18 protein-coding genes and 2 pseudogenes are annotated in these 15,314 nt (G+C 64.9%); 7 read left to right on the forward strand and 13 right to left on the reverse strand.

The window, feature by feature from the left end:
• Positions 1–36: 36 nt before the first annotated feature.
• On the reverse strand, positions 37–438 hold the full coding sequence (locus LXT13_RS20815; protein WP_233373970.1) for a DUF4398 domain-containing protein: 402 nt from the start codon (positions 436–438) through the stop codon (positions 37–39).
• A gap of 327 nt (positions 439–765) precedes the next feature.
• Here LXT13_RS20815 and LXT13_RS20820 point away from each other — a divergent pair, with 327 nt between their 5' ends.
• Both LXT13_RS20820 and LXT13_RS20825 read left to right on the forward strand, forming a co-directional pair.
• Complete coding sequence (locus LXT13_RS20820) at positions 766–1,104, forward strand: hypothetical protein (RefSeq protein WP_233373971.1); 339 nt, start codon at positions 766–768, stop codon at positions 1,102–1,104.
• Between the two features lie 25 nt (positions 1,105–1,129).
• Positions 1,130–1,657 carry a hypothetical protein gene (locus LXT13_RS20825; protein WP_233373972.1) on the forward strand — a complete coding sequence of 176 codons (528 nt, stop codon included), beginning with the start codon at positions 1,130–1,132 and terminating at the stop codon, positions 1,655–1,657.
• A gap of 248 nt (positions 1,658–1,905) precedes the next feature.
• On the opposite strand, the gene LXT13_RS20830 is transcribed toward LXT13_RS20825, so the two are convergent.
• From LXT13_RS20830 to LXT13_RS20840, 3 genes and pseudogenes are all read right to left on the reverse strand, one after another.
• A complete protein-coding gene (locus LXT13_RS20830; protein ID WP_233373973.1) occupies positions 1,906–2,886 on the reverse strand; it encodes an extracellular catalytic domain type 1 short-chain-length polyhydroxyalkanoate depolymerase in 981 nt (326 codons plus the stop codon).
• A 97-nt stretch (positions 2,887–2,983) separates the two neighbouring features.
• Positions 2,984–3,406: a CopG family transcriptional regulator gene (locus tag LXT13_RS20835; protein WP_233373974.1), complete on the reverse strand. Its 423-nt coding sequence runs from the start codon at positions 3,404–3,406 to the stop codon at positions 2,984–2,986.
• 336 nt (positions 3,407–3,742) lie between these two features.
• A pseudogene (locus LXT13_RS20840) lies at positions 3,743–3,889 on the reverse strand (integrase); the annotation flags it as partial.
• A gap of 25 nt (positions 3,890–3,914) precedes the next feature.
• On the opposite strand from LXT13_RS20840, the pseudogene LXT13_RS20845 reads away from it, so the two are divergent.
• Positions 3,915–4,091 (forward strand): annotated as a pseudogene (locus tag LXT13_RS20845) (Mu transposase domain-containing protein); the annotation flags it as partial.
• A gap of 511 nt (positions 4,092–4,602) precedes the next feature.
• Here LXT13_RS20845 and LXT13_RS20850 read toward each other — a convergent pair.
• The 4 genes from LXT13_RS20850 to LXT13_RS20865 all read right to left on the reverse strand — a co-directional run bounded on the left by LXT13_RS20850 (position 4,603) and on the right by LXT13_RS20865 (position 6,358).
• On the reverse strand, positions 4,603–4,818 hold the full coding sequence (locus LXT13_RS20850; RefSeq protein ID WP_233373975.1) for a hypothetical protein: 216 nt from the start codon (positions 4,816–4,818) through the stop codon (positions 4,603–4,605).
• A 133-nt stretch (positions 4,819–4,951) separates the two neighbouring features.
• Complete coding sequence (locus LXT13_RS20855) at positions 4,952–5,692, reverse strand: SOS response-associated peptidase (protein WP_233373976.1); 741 nt, start codon at positions 5,690–5,692, stop codon at positions 4,952–4,954.
• A 6-nt stretch (positions 5,693–5,698) separates the two neighbouring features.
• The gene (locus tag LXT13_RS20860) at positions 5,699–6,025 is read right to left on the reverse strand and encodes an HNH endonuclease signature motif containing protein (protein WP_233373977.1); all 327 of its coding nucleotides are present in this window, start codon (positions 6,023–6,025) and stop codon (positions 5,699–5,701) included.
• A 9-nt stretch (positions 6,026–6,034) separates the two neighbouring features.
• Positions 6,035–6,358 carry a hypothetical protein gene (locus LXT13_RS20865; protein ID WP_233373978.1) on the reverse strand — a complete coding sequence of 108 codons (324 nt, stop codon included), beginning with the start codon at positions 6,356–6,358 and terminating at the stop codon, positions 6,035–6,037.
• Positions 6,359–6,533: 175 nt separating this feature from the next.
• Here LXT13_RS20865 and LXT13_RS20870 point away from each other — a divergent pair, with 175 nt between their 5' ends.
• The 4 genes from LXT13_RS20870 (at position 6,534) to LXT13_RS20885 (ending at position 10,450) form a co-directional block, all read left to right on the forward strand.
• Positions 6,534–6,722, forward strand: a complete 189-nt coding sequence (locus tag LXT13_RS20870; protein WP_233373979.1) for a hypothetical protein — start codon at positions 6,534–6,536, stop codon at positions 6,720–6,722.
• Between the two features lie 273 nt (positions 6,723–6,995).
• Positions 6,996–7,457: a hypothetical protein gene (locus LXT13_RS20875; protein WP_233373980.1), complete on the forward strand. Its 462-nt coding sequence runs from the start codon at positions 6,996–6,998 to the stop codon at positions 7,455–7,457.
• 153 nt (positions 7,458–7,610) lie between these two features.
• On the forward strand, positions 7,611–8,429 hold the full coding sequence (locus tag LXT13_RS20880) for a MipA/OmpV family protein (protein ID WP_233373981.1): 819 nt from the start codon (positions 7,611–7,613) through the stop codon (positions 8,427–8,429).
• Positions 8,430–8,728: 299 nt separating this feature from the next.
• Complete coding sequence (locus tag LXT13_RS20885; protein WP_233373982.1) at positions 8,729–10,450, forward strand: S8 family serine peptidase; 1,722 nt, start codon at positions 8,729–8,731, stop codon at positions 10,448–10,450.
• 134 nt (positions 10,451–10,584) lie between these two features.
• Here LXT13_RS20885 and LXT13_RS20890 read toward each other — a convergent pair whose 3' ends face one another.
• The 5 genes from LXT13_RS20890 to LXT13_RS20910 form a co-directional block, all read right to left on the reverse strand.
• Positions 10,585–12,750, reverse strand: coding sequence for a carboxy terminal-processing peptidase (locus LXT13_RS20890; RefSeq protein WP_233373983.1), 2,166 nt, complete (start codon positions 12,748–12,750; stop codon positions 10,585–10,587).
• Between the two features lie 59 nt (positions 12,751–12,809).
• Positions 12,810–13,292 (reverse strand): GreA/GreB family elongation factor, encoded by a 483-nt coding sequence (locus tag LXT13_RS20895; RefSeq protein WP_233373984.1) that lies wholly within the window; start codon positions 13,290–13,292, stop codon positions 12,810–12,812.
• 477 nt (positions 13,293–13,769) lie between these two features.
• On the reverse strand, positions 13,770–14,093 hold the full coding sequence (locus tag LXT13_RS20900) for an XRE family transcriptional regulator (RefSeq protein ID WP_233373985.1): 324 nt from the start codon (positions 14,091–14,093) through the stop codon (positions 13,770–13,772).
• On the reverse strand, positions 14,093–14,452 hold the full coding sequence (locus LXT13_RS20905; protein WP_233373986.1) for a type II toxin-antitoxin system RelE/ParE family toxin: 360 nt from the start codon (positions 14,450–14,452) through the stop codon (positions 14,093–14,095). The genes LXT13_RS20900 and LXT13_RS20905 overlap by 1 nt, the downstream gene beginning before the upstream one ends.
• 631 nt (positions 14,453–15,083) lie before the next feature.
• Positions 15,084–15,314: type II toxin-antitoxin system RelE/ParE family toxin (locus LXT13_RS20910; protein ID WP_255719626.1), on the reverse strand; the 231-nt coding region annotated here is incomplete at its 5' end.

Raw genomic sequence — 15,314 nt, forward strand, 5'->3', positions numbered from 1 at the left:
AGTCTTTCGAAGAGGGGGGAATCGCTGGTATGGGGCTCAACGGGCCGGCTTGCGCTGGATCTCTTCGGACAGCGCGCGTGCGGCGTCCTGGGATTCCTTGGCGGCCTTGCCGGAACGCATGCTGTCGGCGTGCAGCTCGGCGACGCGGGCATCGATCTCGGCCTGCTCGGAGAGCATGCGGGCGCGCGGCGTGTCACCGGCCGTCACCGCCGCGCGGGCCGCGGCGAGCTTGTCGGTGGCCACGCGCAGCTGCGCCGGAGCGTCGGCCATGGTCGTGGGTGTGTTAGCCCGCTGCACGGCGGCCTCGGCGACCGCAAGTTGCGGCGGCGCCTCCGGCGTCGAGGCGCAGGCGCCGAGCAGGGAGGCGGTCAACACCAGCGTGGAGGCCGTGCGCAGGCGGGCCGGTTTAGGCGAGGCACAGAAGAGCGTCGAGTTCATGGAAGGGTTCTCGGGTCAAGCCGCAGTGGCGGCACACGCCGGACGGACCGGCGACCCAGGGCGCTGCAAGGTGGGTGGTCCCGCAACGCGCTGTGCCACCGACTCTGCTCGCATGCGAATGCCGCGTCTGTCCGCCACCGCACACACGGTTGCATGCGCTTTACAAGTCAGTTAGCAGCGTGTGCGCCTACGGGCAAACATCGCGGAACCCCACGTGCTCTGGCCGCTTGACCCCCCAGCATCCTTAAGTCGCTGCGCTGAGGCGCTCGTGACCGGCTCCCGCCGCTGATCGCGCTTCCGCGAATCTCTCTCCATTCCAAGGATTCCATGAACACGCCCACAAGACTCATCGCCGGCCTGGCGGTAGCTACCACCTGTGCGTCCGCTTTCGCGCAGACCCAACAAGCCGTGCCCATCGCCGCGTCGCAGCCGTCCACGGTGGCCGTGACGCCCGAGACTGCCAAGGCCGCCAATGCGCAGGCCGTCCCGCGCTCCGACACCGCCACGGTCGTGCGCACCGGCCCGACTGTCGCCGACAAGGCCGGCCAGATGAAAGCAGACGTGAAGGCGAGCGCCAATGACGCGCTCAACGCTGACGGCACGACCGTGGCGGCCACGGGCACGAACGGCCGGGCGATGCGTGCCCCGCGCACCGATCGCAATTGACTTCTCTTCTTTGACAGGACACCCCATGAACACCCCCAATGACAACCGCCTCGTGACCGGCCTCTTTCCCGACCGCGCCAGCGCCGAAGCCGCCTACACCTCCGCCACCCAACGCGGCTATGGCGCCGACGACGTGAACGTCGTCATGTCGGACGAAACGCGTCAGCGCCACTTCATGCAGCCGGGCGCCGAAACCGAACTGGGCAACAAGGCGGCCGAAGGCGCCGGTATCGGCGGAGCCATCGGCGGCACGCTGGGCGCGGTGGCGGCGGCCATCGCCGCAATCGGGACCACCATTGCCATTCCGGGCCTGGGCCTTGTGGTGGCGGGGCCGCTCGCGGCGGCCGTGGCTGGTGCCGGTGCGGGTGCGGCCAGCGGCGGCCTGATCGGCGCCTTGGTCGGCTGGAACATGCCGGAGGAACGCGTCAAGCAGTACGAAGAAGGCATCAAGCAGGGCGGCATCCTGATGGGCCTTCGCGCCAAGACGGATGAGGACGCGGTGCACTTCCATCGCCATTGGTCGGAGGCCAACGGCCAACACGTCTCCCGCTGATCATTTCCCCGCAAGCAGGAGGTCCCGCCTGCCGTGCGGGGCTGGGACCGCGGGTCGTCTCATGCCTGTCGGCAGCGCCGCGAGCTGTGCCGCCTTCCGTGCTGGGAAGAGGCCCACCATCGACCAGATCTTCGACGCTGCGTTGCGGCCTCACGGGACTCGCTCCAGAGCCCTACACTGAACCATAGCGGGCGAGCGCCGTGTCGGACGGCGCCGCCGATGCAACGGCCCTGCAGGTGGGCGTGCGCTCAGGGCTGCAGGAAGAACCGGATCATCTCCGCACTCGCGTCGGGCCCGCGCGCATCTGCGTAGGAACCTGCCGGGTCACCGCCGGACCAGGCATGGCCGGCGCCATGGATACGCCATTGCTCGGTCACCGTACGCCCTTGCGCGTCACGGTGCACGCGCCGCGTGCAGCGGCGGTTGCCATGCTGGCCGGTTTCCTCGTCGACGCGGACCGCTGTGGCGCCATGGGCCGCTGCGACTTTTTCGCCGTTGCTGGGATGAACGGTGGCATCGGCGTCGCCATGGAAGACGATCATGCGAACGCGGGAGCTCGCCGCGCTGGCAACGCCACTGCTTGCCTGCCCCTGCATGGCTGCTAACGCGCCGGAAAGATCGTGGGCCGCACCCGCGGGCAGCCCGGAATGGACACCGGCTGCGGCGAAGACGTCGGGATGCGTTGTCGCCAGGATCGCCGCCATCGCACCCCCTGCCGACAGGCCGGCCACGTACACGTGCGCGGGGTCCACACCATGGGCCTCGGCGATATGCCGGGTCAAATCGGCGAGCAGGGCCGGTTCGCCGCGGCCGCGGCCCTGGTGGTTGTGCTTGAACCAGTTCCAGCAGCCCTGCGCGTTGGCCTGGCGGGCCTGCGCCGGGTACAGCACCAGTGCGTTGTGCTGCGCGGCCAGCGCGTTCATGCGCGTGCCGCGGGCGAAGTCGTCCGGGTTCTGCGTGCAGCCGTGCAGCATGAGAATCAGGGCGCGGGGCTGGTCGGTCTGGACGCCGGGAATGAAAAGCCGGTAGTCGCGCTTGCCGGCGCGATGGGCGTAGTGGCCGGAGACGAACTGCTCAGCCGTCGTCGAGGCTGACGGCCCGGCCGCCGCGGCAGGCCGGGCTTCATCGACGACCCGGGCGACGACGTCGATGACCTGCGGGTCCAGGGTGTCTGGCGCCTCGCCTGTGGCAACAGGGCCACCATTGAGCGCCGCGGTGATGGCCGTCATGGCGGCCTGGAGGTCGCCAGCGCGTGTGAGCGCGGTCGCTTCTGCCATCAACTGGCCGAATTGGGGATGCATGTTTGCTTTCAGGAGCCGGGCGCTGTTACAGCAATCGTCCGACGAGGGCCGTCTTCACGGCGGGACTTGCATGGAGGGCGCCGAGCACGGTCACCGATTCGATGGCGGCCAGTGCCAGTTCGGGCGTGACCTCGGGCGCGATTACGGCGAGGCCCAGCACGCGGATCTGCAGCCTCTCGCCGGCCTCGCGCGCCCGCTCCAGATCTGCCACGCTGTAGTGCTGGATGCCCAGAACGATGCTCTTGCGCGTGACGACCTGGCGAACCACGTCGGCATGGGTGGCGATCTGGTTGCGGATGGCCGTGCGGATGAGGTCGCTCCGGTTCGCATAGAAGCCCTCTTGCACCAACAGGTCGATCTGACCAAGGTCGACGCAACTGATGTTGAGGGTCAGTTTCTCGTCCACCGGCTTTGGGGTCTTCCGAGTGAGCAGGGGGGGCGCGGGCATGGTGCATGGTAAAGCATCCACTTGGATTCCACTAGCTTTATATCCGGACGGCCCTACAGCCCACAGTCGGCAAGCGACCCACGACGGTCGGCCGGCTGCTCAGGTGTCGGCTGCGTGAGTTGAGCGCAGTGAACAGCGGGCATTGACCGGCTCGCGCCAGTGCCGTCCCAATGCCGGCGCCGACAATGTCTGCAGCACCTCACCTTGCTGTCACCGCCCCGCAGGAGACCAAGGACAGGGCCTGGCCGGCAGATCCGCTGGGGCCGGTCTTCCACGAAGCCGCCGTTGCTGAGCGGCCGTCCTCGTCCTTGGGAAGAGACGGCCACCGTCAGCCTGTCAGATTTCCGTCTGCTCAGAGATTTCGAGGGCGTCATCGACCTCTATGCCAAGGTACCGCACCGTCGACTCCAGATTGGAGTGGCCGAGGAGCAGTTGCACTGCGCGCAGGTTCTTGGTCCGCCGGTAAATCAGCGTCGCCTTTGTTGGCGCCGACTGAAATTTGACCCTCGATGGTTACGTGCAGGGCGTCTCGCGCGTGAGCAGCACCTGCATGGTCACCGTGGCCCGCAACCGCTACTCCGTGCCGTGCGAGCTGGCGCGCCAGACGGTCAGCACGCGGCTGTACCCGCATCGCGTGGTCATCGTGGCCGATGGGCGCGTGGTGGCCGAGCATGCTCGGCTCAGCGGCATTGCCGACGCGGCACTCAGCCCCTGGAAGACGCGCAAGACGCCAAAGGGCGAAGCTTCGCTACTGAGCAAGCTGCGCCGCAGCCCCGGTCGATTCGAGCCTGCGTAAGACGTTTGGCCTGTCGTGAGCGTCCTGAGGGCCCGGCTGCTTCCCGGCGTGGGGCCGCCATCCGGCTACAGATGCGGTGAGGTGTAGCGCGCAAGCCCAACTACCCAGGAGCTTGTCTTCTAAGTAGCTGCGCACCCCCTGCATGGCTCGGTCGATGAACCCACCCCATGTGCCGAGGTCGGGTGCGGCGGTGACGACAGGTGAGCTAGCGGACCGATTCGATCGAATCCGCACCGGAAGGACGTTTCGTCACTCATGTCCAGGCTCACTTTGGTGAATTCGGCAAGGTCAGGGCGCTCTTCGACGGCCGCTACGCGGCGGCTGGCGAACTGATGAGCAGTGCGCAAGAGCTGTCCGGTCGCGTCCAGATCGCGGCGTCGTCCGCCTTCGGGTGAAGCAGCTAGAGACTCGAGCGCGGCGCCCAGGTCGCCACGGTGTCCTCCCACGCTGCCCAGTCGGACTCGACCACTTCAAGGCCTGAGAGGATGTCCACCTGGCTGTTCTCGGCCTCAGGATGCCGACGAGACTGAGCTTGCCGCGCAGACTGCGTCGCTTGTTTGGCTGGCTGCTTGGTCAGCGAGACTAGGCGATTCAAGGTTGGAATTTTTGTCGTCATGGGCCATCTCCTAAGCGGATGACCCAGTCTCAAGGGCCTGCGACTCGTTGGACATCGCCCCTTGGGGGAGGATGGAAGGGCCGTTTGGGGGATGAGCACCTGGCATCCCCCGAGGCCCCCCCTTTCGGGGGGCTCAATCGAAGAGGTCGCCCGACTCGGGCGCTGGCGCGGCTGGTGGCGGGCTTTTTGGGTTGGCTCGCGACAGGCGCTTGTCGGCGGCGGCTCTCGATGGCAACGGCGTCGGGTCGGCCTCTAGCAGTTCGGAGGGGTAGGCCTTCATGAAGCCCATGGCGTCTTCAGTGGTGCAGTTCAACCAGGCGTCGAAGTCTTCAGGCGCCAAGATGACCGGCATGCGCTTCTCTTCGCCTGGTTTGTGAAATCGCCGGTACAACGCGTGGTCATCAGCGTTCACCGTCAGCATGGTGAACGTTGGTACGCGTTGGGCAGTCTTGGGGTCGATCCACATGCCCCACAGGCCAGCGACGCCGACAGGCCCGCCAATTCGGCGGACGGCCCAGCGCACGGCCCTGCCGGTCTCCCAGCAGGGCTCGTACAGTTCCTCGGCCGGCACGATGCACCAGCGTCGTTTGCGCCATGCATCCCGAAAGCTGGGCTTCTCCGCCGCGGTCTCGGATCTGCAGTTGTAGGTCTTCCTGCCAAGTAGCAGATCCTTGGACCATGCCGGAACCAATCCGTACTGACCGACGAGCGCCTGCCGGGTTTCACCCGCCTCGGCTTTATCGTCCGATCGCACGATAAACGGGGCGTTGTAGCCCGGCCAGGTCTCGGTCGGCGTCTCGTCATCCGGCCGCACCACCCCAAAGTGGGCCAGCAGGCGATCTCGCAGCGTGACCGGCTTGTAGTTGGAGCACATGTTGCGTCACGGGCGATCGGTCTTCATCCGCCACCCGTGGTCAGCGCGCCGCATCGCCCGACACTGAGCGTGCTCGACGCGGTCCTTGCGCTTCGCATCGGCGAGGGGCTTCCATTGCATGTTGGACGGGGCGTCCGCGCCTCCGGCGCAAAGCGGGGTGACGTGGTCAACCACGGCGCCCGTGCACTTGCCCTTGGTCGCGCCGTTGACAGGGCAGGGGGGCTGCCGCTTGAACTGCGCCACTGCCGACGATGATCGGTGCGGCTTGGCGCCGGCCGGCGCGACGATCAGCGCGAAGACGACAAAGGCGTCGAGGGTGCGATGACGCTGCATGCCCCTACGCTACCTGTGCTGGCTTCTCCGAACAACCGCGGCTGGCGATGGGCCGTCGCTTGCGCCATTTGCCGCCTCTGCGTACGTGCAGAGCCAGGAGCAGTACGAGGTTTTCGCGCGGGAGCGGCGGTAGTGCTGCTTTTTGAACGTCAAACATACCCGGCCTGCCCAGTCCGCATCGACCTCGACGCGGATCTCATCATCCACCGTGCATGCAGGGGCGGGCAGCGAATTCAATGCCTGAGCGACGTACTGGCTGGGCACCCGGCCGAGGATGCCGTTGTCCACATGCGTGGACGGGAGCGGCGCGATGTGGTCTGGATGGGAGTTCATGCAGCGATGGTCCCGCCGCGGTGGCTCGTGAGATGAGCCAGGGGCGGCGCCCTCCCCCAAAAGGGGGAGGCTTGGGGGATTGGACCAGCCGACAGCCCCCACCGTTCCCCCCTTGGAGCGATATGCAGGCGGCAGCCAAGCGCCGAGACTGGCTGCATCGATCCAGGAGCCTGCCATGCAAAGCCGCCCGACCTTCCAGCCAGAGATCCCAGCACGCCAGCAACGCGGCAATGTGGTCCGCATCACACCCGAGCGCCTGCGCGCGTTCCTGGCCAAGGAGGGGCAGCATGTCGTCGTCGAGCCGTTGACAGACGAATTGGCTTGGGAAGGTACCGAGATCGACGTGCGCAGGACCGTGCTTTGAAGGTCGTCGGGCAGTTGGGCGACGCGGCCCTCCTGCCCGTATGCCGGCACCTTCATCGGGCACGCGAGACGGGCGAGGCAGCAGCGCGCCACAGGCGTGAGGCTGGAGCGAGGCGCTTCGAACGGGCGTTCCCCTGCGGACGACGGTTGACCCGCGCGAGCTGCGCCACCAGCGCACCATCCCATGGTGTGGCGTCGTCGGCCATGCGAAGCGCAAGGCACGGTTGGTCTTTTGTCCCCCAATCCTCACGATTGCGGACGAGCACGAGACAACTTGCACCTGTCGTTGCGTCGCACGGTGCGCATGGGCAAAGTGAGGTCGTCGTCAAGCGCGCCGTCGGCGGGTGGCGCCGCGCTCATGGCGGCACATGACAACCAAGAGTCCGGCGAAGCTGTTGGCACGCCTGCAGTACAGCCGCCAGAGATTGCACTGGTTGTTGCCGAGCCGACAGATCGAGTACACCGATTGATCGGCATCATTCAAGGGCTTGCGGTGGACGGCCGAAAGCCAACAGAGAAGAAAGCGTCGGCCGGGAGCTGGCAAAGCATTGCCCAGTACACGGGCGCTTTCGTGCTGACTCCAGCGACGCGTCGTCCAGGGCCGAAACCGCTTGCGCGAGTCGCCGCATCCAAACCACCTCGACACCTGACCGGAGAGGGCGATGCGGATGCCGTCACCAGCATCCGGGTCGTCTTCGACCCCCAGCAATTTCATACGCTTCGACGTCGAAAGTAGTGGCGGCCAGTTTGGGAATGGACGTATCGATGACGTGCATCGGTGGCGCGCGGCTTAAGTCTTCGTTAAGGCAAAGCCGAAGAAGCCTTTAGATGCGATCGGCAGCATTCGACTTCACGGGATGCCTTCGCAGCCTGTCCCTCAGTGAATGCCATGAAATACATCATCAAATTCTCGTTCATCGGCTCTATCGCCGTCGTCTCCTTTGCCGCCATTGTCGCGTTCTCTCCGGACGCAACAGCGGCTGAACTCAGTGCTTCGGAGTCGTCGCTGACGTTCGGCACGGGTGTCGGGATCGGCCCCGACTATCTGGGGTCGAAGAAGAACAAGACCGTGCCCATGCTTCTTCTGGACTATCAGCATCGCAGCGGTCTGTTTGCCAGCACGCAGCGCGGCATTGGCTGGGGCGGAGAAAGCAAGGCTTTCGAGTACAGCCTGGCCGTCAATGGCCGTGCCGAGCGCACGGACCAGGACCATAAGTCTCTGAGTTTCAAGAGTGGCAGCAGTGAGTTGCTTGGCATGGGCACGGTCAAGTCATCCGCTGTTGCTCAGGGCAACATCACCTATCGCCTTGGCGACAGTGCCAGAATTCACGTGAACTTTGAGGCGCCGCTGACTCACCGAGACAATGGATCGACAGTTCAGCTCGGCGGCGAATACACCGTCTGGCATTCGGTAGCGAATTCCGTCGAACTCAATGGATCGATGGATGTCGCAGACGGCAAATACATGCGCACCTACTTCGGCGTAAGCGCTACTCAATCGGCAGCCTCCGGATACGCGATCTATGCACCAAAGTCGGGCCTCTACAAGGTCGAGCTGAGCGTGGGCTGGACTCACCGTATCGATCAGCACTGGCGCGTCGTCACCGTGGCGGGTCTTGAACGTCTCACGGGAGATGCCGGCAAGAGCCCCATTTCCCTGCGCAAGAACGCGCCACAGGGCGGCGTGATGGTGTCGTATTCGTACTGACTCGCGGCCCGGTCGAACCGTCCCTGTCGGCCTCGCCCAGCTCTCGTTGCCGGGAGTTGACCGAGACACCTGCCGTATTTCAACAGCAAGCTCCCGCATCGCAGGCACCGGTTCCCGCAGGTCGTCGCATGCGCGCCGGTTGAGCGCAATGCTCTGCATAGAGTCGCGCTGGTTTTCACAACATCGGAACACGCACGATGCGCTTTCACCGCCCACTTCTCCTTTGCAGTCTGCTGGCCAGCTTGGCCATCACTACTCTCCCGGCCTCCGCGCAGCCCCCCGCCGCGCCGGCCAGGCAAGTGATCACCAGCTCTGACCAGTTGCCACGCCGCAGCGTAAAGCTGGACAAGCTGCCCAGCTACTATCTCAGCGCCCCGCGTGCCGAGGTGCAGGCCCTGGCGGAAGTGGTGCAGAAGAACCTGCAATCCGATCTGGATACGCTGGACATCCGCGATGCCGCGACGCTGCGGGAGTATCTCGGCACGCTGCTGAACCTGGCGCAATTCAAGGGCGACTGGTCTGCGGTGCCGGGCTTGGTCGCACAGCTCAAGGCTCAGCAAGACAAGCCAGGCCCGCGCGCCACGACGGGCGTGATGGCCGGCATCCTGGCCGATCAGCAACTAGGCGACCGGGACGCTGCCTGGGTGCGCGCGGAGGTGGAGAAGCGCTTCGGTGCGCTGGACTGGACCGATGCGGGCGAGGGCATCAAGAGCACCAAGAGCCAGCTTGAGCTCATGAACCCGCAATTTGTAAAGGGCGTGTTCGAGCAGCAGCTGGATGTGGCGGCGCGCAACGCCAACCTCGTGGTGCCCGAGGACATAGCCGCCACCATCGTGGGCGCGCGGCTGCAGCAGGAGCTTGTCCTGCCGCTGAAGACCGCCCTCGTGGCCGGCCTGCAAGCCGTGGTGGACCGCCACGCCGCGCAGGCGACCGCCAAGCCTGACGTCTGGACGCCACGACAGTTCGCTATCGCGCCAACTGTGAAAGCCAGCGAGGTGGGCGTGGGCATCTGGGACTCTGGTGTGGACCTGAAGCTGTTCAAGACCACGGCGGTGCCGGGTCTGACGATGGATGCCGACGGCCGTCTGACCACCGGCGATCTGCTGCGCCCGCTGGGCGAGGCGGCGCCGCGCTGGCCCGAGCTGCAGCAGCTCATCAAGGGCTACATGGACCAGCGCGCCGCGCTCGACACACCCGACGCACGCCGGCTGCGTGAGGTTGTGGCCGGCCTCAAGGCTGAGCAGGCCAAGTCCTTCCAGGAGGACATGAGCCTCACGACCCTTTACGTCCACGGCACCCACGTCGCCGGTATCGCCGTGGCGGGCAATCCCTTCGCCCGCGTGTACGCCGCCACGGTGCTGTGGGACTACAAAACGGAGCCGTTCAAGCCGAGCGAGGAGCATGCCCGGCGTGTCGCCGCCGGCTACCGGGCCATGGTGGAAAGCTTCAAGCAGCAGAAGCTACGCGTGGTGAACATGAGCTGGCGCGATAGCGCCGCGAAATACGAGTACGCACTGACCTGGCACAACATGGGAACTGATGCTGAAGACCGAAAGCGCCTGGCGCGCCAGCTGTTCGCCATTGAACGCGATGCGCTGCGCGACGCCATGGCCGGCGCGCCCGACATCCTCTTCGTGGCCGGCGCCGGCAACGAGGACAACAGCGCGGACTTTGAAGAGTACGTTCCTGCCGGCCTGCAGCTGCCCAACCTCATCACTGTGGGAGCCGCCGACACCGCTGGTGACGAGACCAGTTTCTCCACCTTTGGCAAGACGGTGGTGGTGTATGCCAACGGCTTCGAAGTGGAGAGTTATTTGCCCGGGGGCGACAAGATGAAGTTGAACGGCACCAGCATGGCCAGCCCCCAGATCACCAACCTGGCTGCCAAGCTATTCGCGCTTCAGCCGGGGTTGACCATGCTGCAGGTGAAGAATGCGATCCTGGATGGTGCGGATGCACGTGGCCGGGTGCGGCTCGCGAACCCACGCAAGAGCGCAGAGTTGTTGGGCATCGCGCTTTGAGCTCGCGCTCATAACCTGTCGGTTCAGCCTCTCGGAAAGGCGGACGGTCGGATGCCACTCGGAACCGCACCGTCCATCGGGAGCTTGGAATCGTACGCTGCGTGCGCCGTCATCGAAGCTGCAGCCGCTCGGCCTTAGGGCTTCGATGGCGCCGTCGAAAGAGCCGTCACCACGACCGGGCGGGTCGACAACGCGCTTGCTGCCGTTTGCGACTTGCCTTCATTCAACGCCGCGCTATCGGACAGAATGCTGACCGCCTCGTTCAAGACGACGTCGTTGACGGATTTCTGGGTTTTCTCGATAGCGAGGTTCTTGCTCAGCTTGCGTTCGTTGAACTGCAAGCCATCGTCCGACAGCCCGCCGCCCTCGGCCACTTCTTCGGCGCTCAGCATGTTCGCTATGCGCGCCTGCATAACGGCGCGTTCCTTACGCCGCACCGCTTCGTTGAGCGAAATCACGTTGCCCTTGCGCCGCTCCCGTGCCTTCGTGATGTCGTCCAACAGGTTCTGGTAATCACGGTCGTGCTGAACGCGCCCCTCGTGCCACGCAAGCAGGCGGGGCAATTGCGCCTTGATGTCGCCAACGGGTGCGTAGTCGGCAGCCTTGACATGGGTCGCCGGCAAGGCGTTGTCGTAGCTCGATTCGCCGAACAAGCTTTCGTTGCCGCTTTGCAAATAGCCGATGTCGGGTGTCACGCCGCGCAACTGCGTGGTGCCGCCATCTACGCGGAAGAACTGCGCGATGGTCATCTTCAATTCGCCGTACGCCGCATTGGCATTGCGGGCAACCTGGTCGAGATTTGCCACGGTCTGGACCGTGCCCTTGCCGAAGCTGGGCTCGCCGATGATCAAGCCGCGGCCATAGTCTTGGATCGCAGCCGCAAAGATCTCCGACGCTGAAGCCGAGGCCCGGTTGATCAGCACGCCCATCGGCCCGCTCCAAGCTACCTCGGTGTGGACGTTTCTGCCCACGATGACGTCGCCCTTGACATCGCGCGTCTGGACCACAGGCACCTTCCCGACGAACAGACCCGTCAGATTGATGGCCTCCCGCAGCGAACCTCCGCCGTTGTTGCGCAGATCCATCAAGACGGCATCCACCTTCTGAGCCTTCAGTTGCGCCAGCAACTTGCCCACGTCGCCGCCTGCGCTGCGGTAATCCTTGTCGCCATTTCGAAGGGCATCGAAATCCTCGTAGAACGACGGCAATGTGATCACGCCGATCAAGCGCTTGCCTTCGCCTGTCGCGACCGAATAGACCTTGGCCTTGGCTGCAGTGTCCTGAACCTTGATCGTGTCGCGCACCAGGATTACGGTCTTGCTTGGCGCGTCGGGCCCCTTGTCGGCGGGCAGGACGTCCAGGCGCACCGTCGACCCCACTGCGCCACGAATCAGGGCCACCGTGTCGTCCAGGCGCTGGCCGACGACGTCTTCCATCGTGCTGGTCGGGCCTTGTGCAACGCCCACGATGCGGTCGCCCACCTGCAGTTGCCCGGAGAGGCTTGCCGGCCCACCCGCGACCAGCTCGCGTATGGTGGTGTAGCCATCGATGTCGACCAAAACGGCGCCAATGCCTGCAAGCGACAGCCGCATCGCAATGTCGAAGTTTGCTGCGGCGCGAGGGCCCAGATAGTTGGTATGGGGCTCGATCGCCATCGTGTAGGCGTTCATGAAGGCCTCGAAGGCGTCGGCGTTGGTGATCTTGCTCAGTCGCCTGGAGTTGCTGTCGTAGCGCTTGTCGAGGATTTTCGCGATTGCCGCGTCCTCCTGACCCGCGAGCTTGAGCCGCAGCCAGTCGTTCTTCACGCGCTTGCGCCACAGATCCAGCGCATCGGCCTTGGTCGACGGCCAGGACTGGTCCTTGCGGTCCATCATCAGCGTCTCGTCGCTGTCGAAACTGAACCCCTTGTCCAGCAGGCTGCGCGCATAGGCCATGCGCTCGATGGCCCGACGTTCGTACAAGTTAAATATCTCGAATGGCGCGCGCAAATCCTCGGTCAGGATCGCGTCGTCAAGCCTGGACCGCTCGACGGCAAGGCGGTCGATGTCGGACTGCAGAAAATAGACCTTCTCGGGGTCCAGCGCCTTCAGGTACTGATCGAACACCTTGCTCGACAAGGCGTCATCCAGCGGTACGGCCTTGTAGTGGTAGCGCGAAAGCAATCCCGCCGCCAGGTAGGCCGCTTTGGCCTCTTGCACCGCCGGCACCAGGGGTGGCGGATAGGCAAGCTCCGAATCCGCTGCGGCGCCCTGAATCGCGAACGCCAGGGTGAGAAGGAACCCAATCAACTGCTGTCTCAATCTCGCTCCACCACGCGGCAAGTCGCATTCCGAAGCCATGATGGTCGCACGACGCCGCTTCAATGAACCCACAACACCTCATAGTGCTGTCGGACGGGGACGCCGCGCAGCGGCACCTCTTCGCCCTCGCACCTGCCAAGCAGTGCCTGGCCCAGCGGGGCGTCGCCGCTGATGACCTGGACGATCTCGCTGCCGCAGACCAGCTTCATGCTGCCCCCTGCCGGGCCTAGAAAGAGCTGTTGCTCTTTGCCATCGGCATCAACCAGGCAGACCAGCGCGCCGAGCTGTATGCCTTTGCTGTCGTCGTAGGCGGCAGGGCGGAACTGGCGCCATCTTGCGATCGTCTGGCAGATGGCTTCGACGCGACGCGCCTGGCCAGTGGCCAGGTAGGCGGCTTCGAGACCCAAGGTGTCGTATTTGTTCTCGGCGATGTTTTCTTCGTGCGTCGCCGTCTCATGCGCCACCCGCGCGGCCTCTTCGGCTTGCAGCAGGTCTTCGGCAAGCCGTTCCAGCACCTGCTGCTGCAAAAAGAATTTATCCATGATGTCTAGGCACGGGCTCTCGCTAGCTCGACGACCTGCCGATGTTTCGGCCGAGCGGGCACCGGCGCTTCCAAGTCCGGCAGCGCCTGCGCATAGCCTACCCGAGAGCTATCGCTTGCCAATGGGCGCTCCAGGCTGACTGCTGCCGCTCGCGGCTGGTCAACCGAGCGGCCGCAACGTGCCCAAAGCGGAAGGTTAGGTTGACGACGAAGGGCGGCGCCACAGCGCCTGCCGTGGCTTGAAGCCGAGACCTGGGCTCACGATGCGTCGCGCAAAGCAGTCATCGACTCGTCCGCCCGACAAATGGCTTCGGTGACCGGTCATGAGCGCACTACGATCATCGCCTGGAAAGCTGCCGCTGGTCAGCGTCCGCTCCTGGCCGGGACTTCTAGTTAACGATCTTCGCCGAAAGCTGTCGGTCGAGCCCGTCTTTGCTGAACGCCGAAGCGGGCCTCGCCGCCGGGCCTGCTCATTCGCTCAGGTGGGCGCAGCCCCGATGTCGGTGAAGTTGTTGATCTTCACGGCACCGTCCGGGAAACGCGCCACGACCTCAAGCTCACCGCCCATCGCTTCGATGTGGCTGCGCAGCGTCGAGATGTACATGTCGGTGCGCTTCTCCATCTTGGCGATCGACGGCTGCTGCACGTGCAGCACCTCGGCCAGAACCTTCTGAGACAGCCCGCGGGCCTGCCGTAGCTCGGCCAGCGGCATCTCGACCAGCATCGCCCGGGCCTTGGCATCGGCACGCGCCCGTGCCTCGGGCTTCATCGACGCCCGGAGAGTTTCAAACTTCTTAGCCATCACACAGCCCCTTCCTTTCGCAACCCGTCCAGGTGCTCGTCGTACAGCCGGTCGGCGAAGGGGACGAAGGTCTCGTACCAGCGGTCGTCGCCAGTCTTGTCCCCGCCGATCAACAGGATCGCTGTGCGCCGCGGATCGAAGGCGTACAGCGTCCGCAGTGGCTTGCCGTCGTGCTGAGTCCGCAGCTCGCGCATGTGGCCGTGCTTGGAGCCATTGATGCCACTGCTGTGCGGGAACCGCAGGTTCGGACCACGCTCTTCCAGCAGCTTCACCGAAGCGGCCACGGAAACCTGCTCGTCCTCGGAGAGCCCGGCCCACCAAGCCCCGAACTCGTCCGTGTACTCGACTTCCCAAGCCATGGCGGCATCATGCCACGGAAGGAATATTCCGTCAACGGAATGTTTCGATGACGGCCGTCAACATCGTTGTGCTGTACGCAAAGAGAGTAGAGCCGTCCAGTCGCGGACGCAATTCACCCTGCGTTGGGCACGGCCCGAAGAAAGTGCGGGTCCGAAGCCCGCTCGAAGCCCTGCCCGCCATTGGAAAACGACGAGACAGGTCGTTGGCGAACGGCCGCAGATGGCCGAAAGTGTGTGCCCGATGCTGCGCTACTAAGCAGCCGTTGCCGGCCCGGAAATCAGTCAGAAGGCGCCACGGACGCGGTTCAAGCGCGTGCTAACTGGCCCTTAACTCGATGGGAAGCAGTCCCTCGCCCGCCGGCTGACGGGCACGAGTCACAGCCAGCGAGGCTCAATGACCGCAGTGCGCACATGACCGGTCATCGAAGCCGGTGATCCGGCGGACGAGTCGATGACCGCTTAGCTCCAAGCACTGTTAGCCAAGCCTATGGTTACGTGTGACGGCCGTCGCTATGGTGCCGCCGTCGTAGTCAATCTCGACCTTCCGCCATGGGCACGAAGCTGCCAGGTGACGCCGAACAGGCGATAAGAGTTGCCCACATGCCCCGTCGCATCTCACGAGGGCCCGATTTCAGTGGCGGTAGTCCTCTTCGCGCTGGTGTCGAACAGCACCCACGACCACGTCGTTGCCGACAATTTCGAACAGCACAACATAGCCCGCGCCGCCAAACGGCACGACCAACTCTCGCGAGCGGCCATTCCCCAGTTCCGCCTTCCGGCAGGTGAAAGGCGACCAGGACAGTAGACGCATCCCCTCGCTGATCGCGTCGAGCGCGCGTTGAGGCGTCGTCCAATCCGGCGT

The organism is Pelomonas cellulosilytica (genome assembly GCF_021353265.1).
In the GTDB taxonomy this organism is placed as follows: domain Bacteria; phylum Pseudomonadota; class Gammaproteobacteria; order Burkholderiales; family Burkholderiaceae_C; genus Pelomonas; species Pelomonas cellulosilytica.

What these genes read in the sequence shown, in the direction of transcription:
- LXT13_RS20905 (WP_233373986.1), bottom strand. Translation starts at nt 14,452, where the DNA reads ATGGCTTGGGAAGTCGAGTACACGGACGAGTTCGGGGCTTGGTGGGCC.
- LXT13_RS20860 (WP_233373977.1), bottom strand. Translation starts at nt 6,025, where the DNA reads ATGCAGCGTCATCGCACCCTCGACGCCTTTGTCGTCTTCGCGCTGATC.
- LXT13_RS20825 (WP_233373972.1), top strand. Translation starts at nt 1,130, where the DNA reads ATGAACACCCCCAATGACAACCGCCTCGTGACCGGCCTCTTTCCCGAC.
- LXT13_RS20880 (WP_233373981.1), top strand. Translation starts at nt 7,611, where the DNA reads ATGAAATACATCATCAAATTCTCGTTCATCGGCTCTATCGCCGTCGTC.
- LXT13_RS20900 (WP_233373985.1), bottom strand. Translation starts at nt 14,093, where the DNA reads ATGGCTAAGAAGTTTGAAACTCTCCGGGCGTCGATGAAGCCCGAGGCA.
- LXT13_RS20830 (WP_233373973.1), bottom strand. Translation starts at nt 2,886, where the DNA reads ATGACGGCCATCACCGCGGCGCTCAATGGTGGCCCTGTTGCCACAGGC.
- LXT13_RS20855 (WP_233373976.1), bottom strand. Translation starts at nt 5,692, where the DNA reads ATGTGCTCCAACTACAAGCCGGTCACGCTGCGAGATCGCCTGCTGGCC.
- LXT13_RS20870 (WP_233373979.1), top strand. Translation starts at nt 6,534, where the DNA reads ATGCAAAGCCGCCCGACCTTCCAGCCAGAGATCCCAGCACGCCAGCAA.
- LXT13_RS20815 (WP_233373970.1), bottom strand. Translation starts at nt 438, where the DNA reads ATGAACTCGACGCTCTTCTGTGCCTCGCCTAAACCGGCCCGCCTGCGC.
- LXT13_RS20820 (WP_233373971.1), top strand. Translation starts at nt 766, where the DNA reads ATGAACACGCCCACAAGACTCATCGCCGGCCTGGCGGTAGCTACCACC.
- LXT13_RS20835 (WP_233373974.1), bottom strand. Translation starts at nt 3,406, where the DNA reads ATGCCCGCGCCCCCCCTGCTCACTCGGAAGACCCCAAAGCCGGTGGAC.
- LXT13_RS20850 (WP_233373975.1), bottom strand. Translation starts at nt 4,818, where the DNA reads ATGACGACAAAAATTCCAACCTTGAATCGCCTAGTCTCGCTGACCAAG.
- LXT13_RS20865 (WP_233373978.1), bottom strand. Translation starts at nt 6,358, where the DNA reads ATGAACTCCCATCCAGACCACATCGCGCCGCTCCCGTCCACGCATGTG.
- LXT13_RS20895 (WP_233373984.1), bottom strand. Translation starts at nt 13,292, where the DNA reads ATGGATAAATTCTTTTTGCAGCAGCAGGTGCTGGAACGGCTTGCCGAA.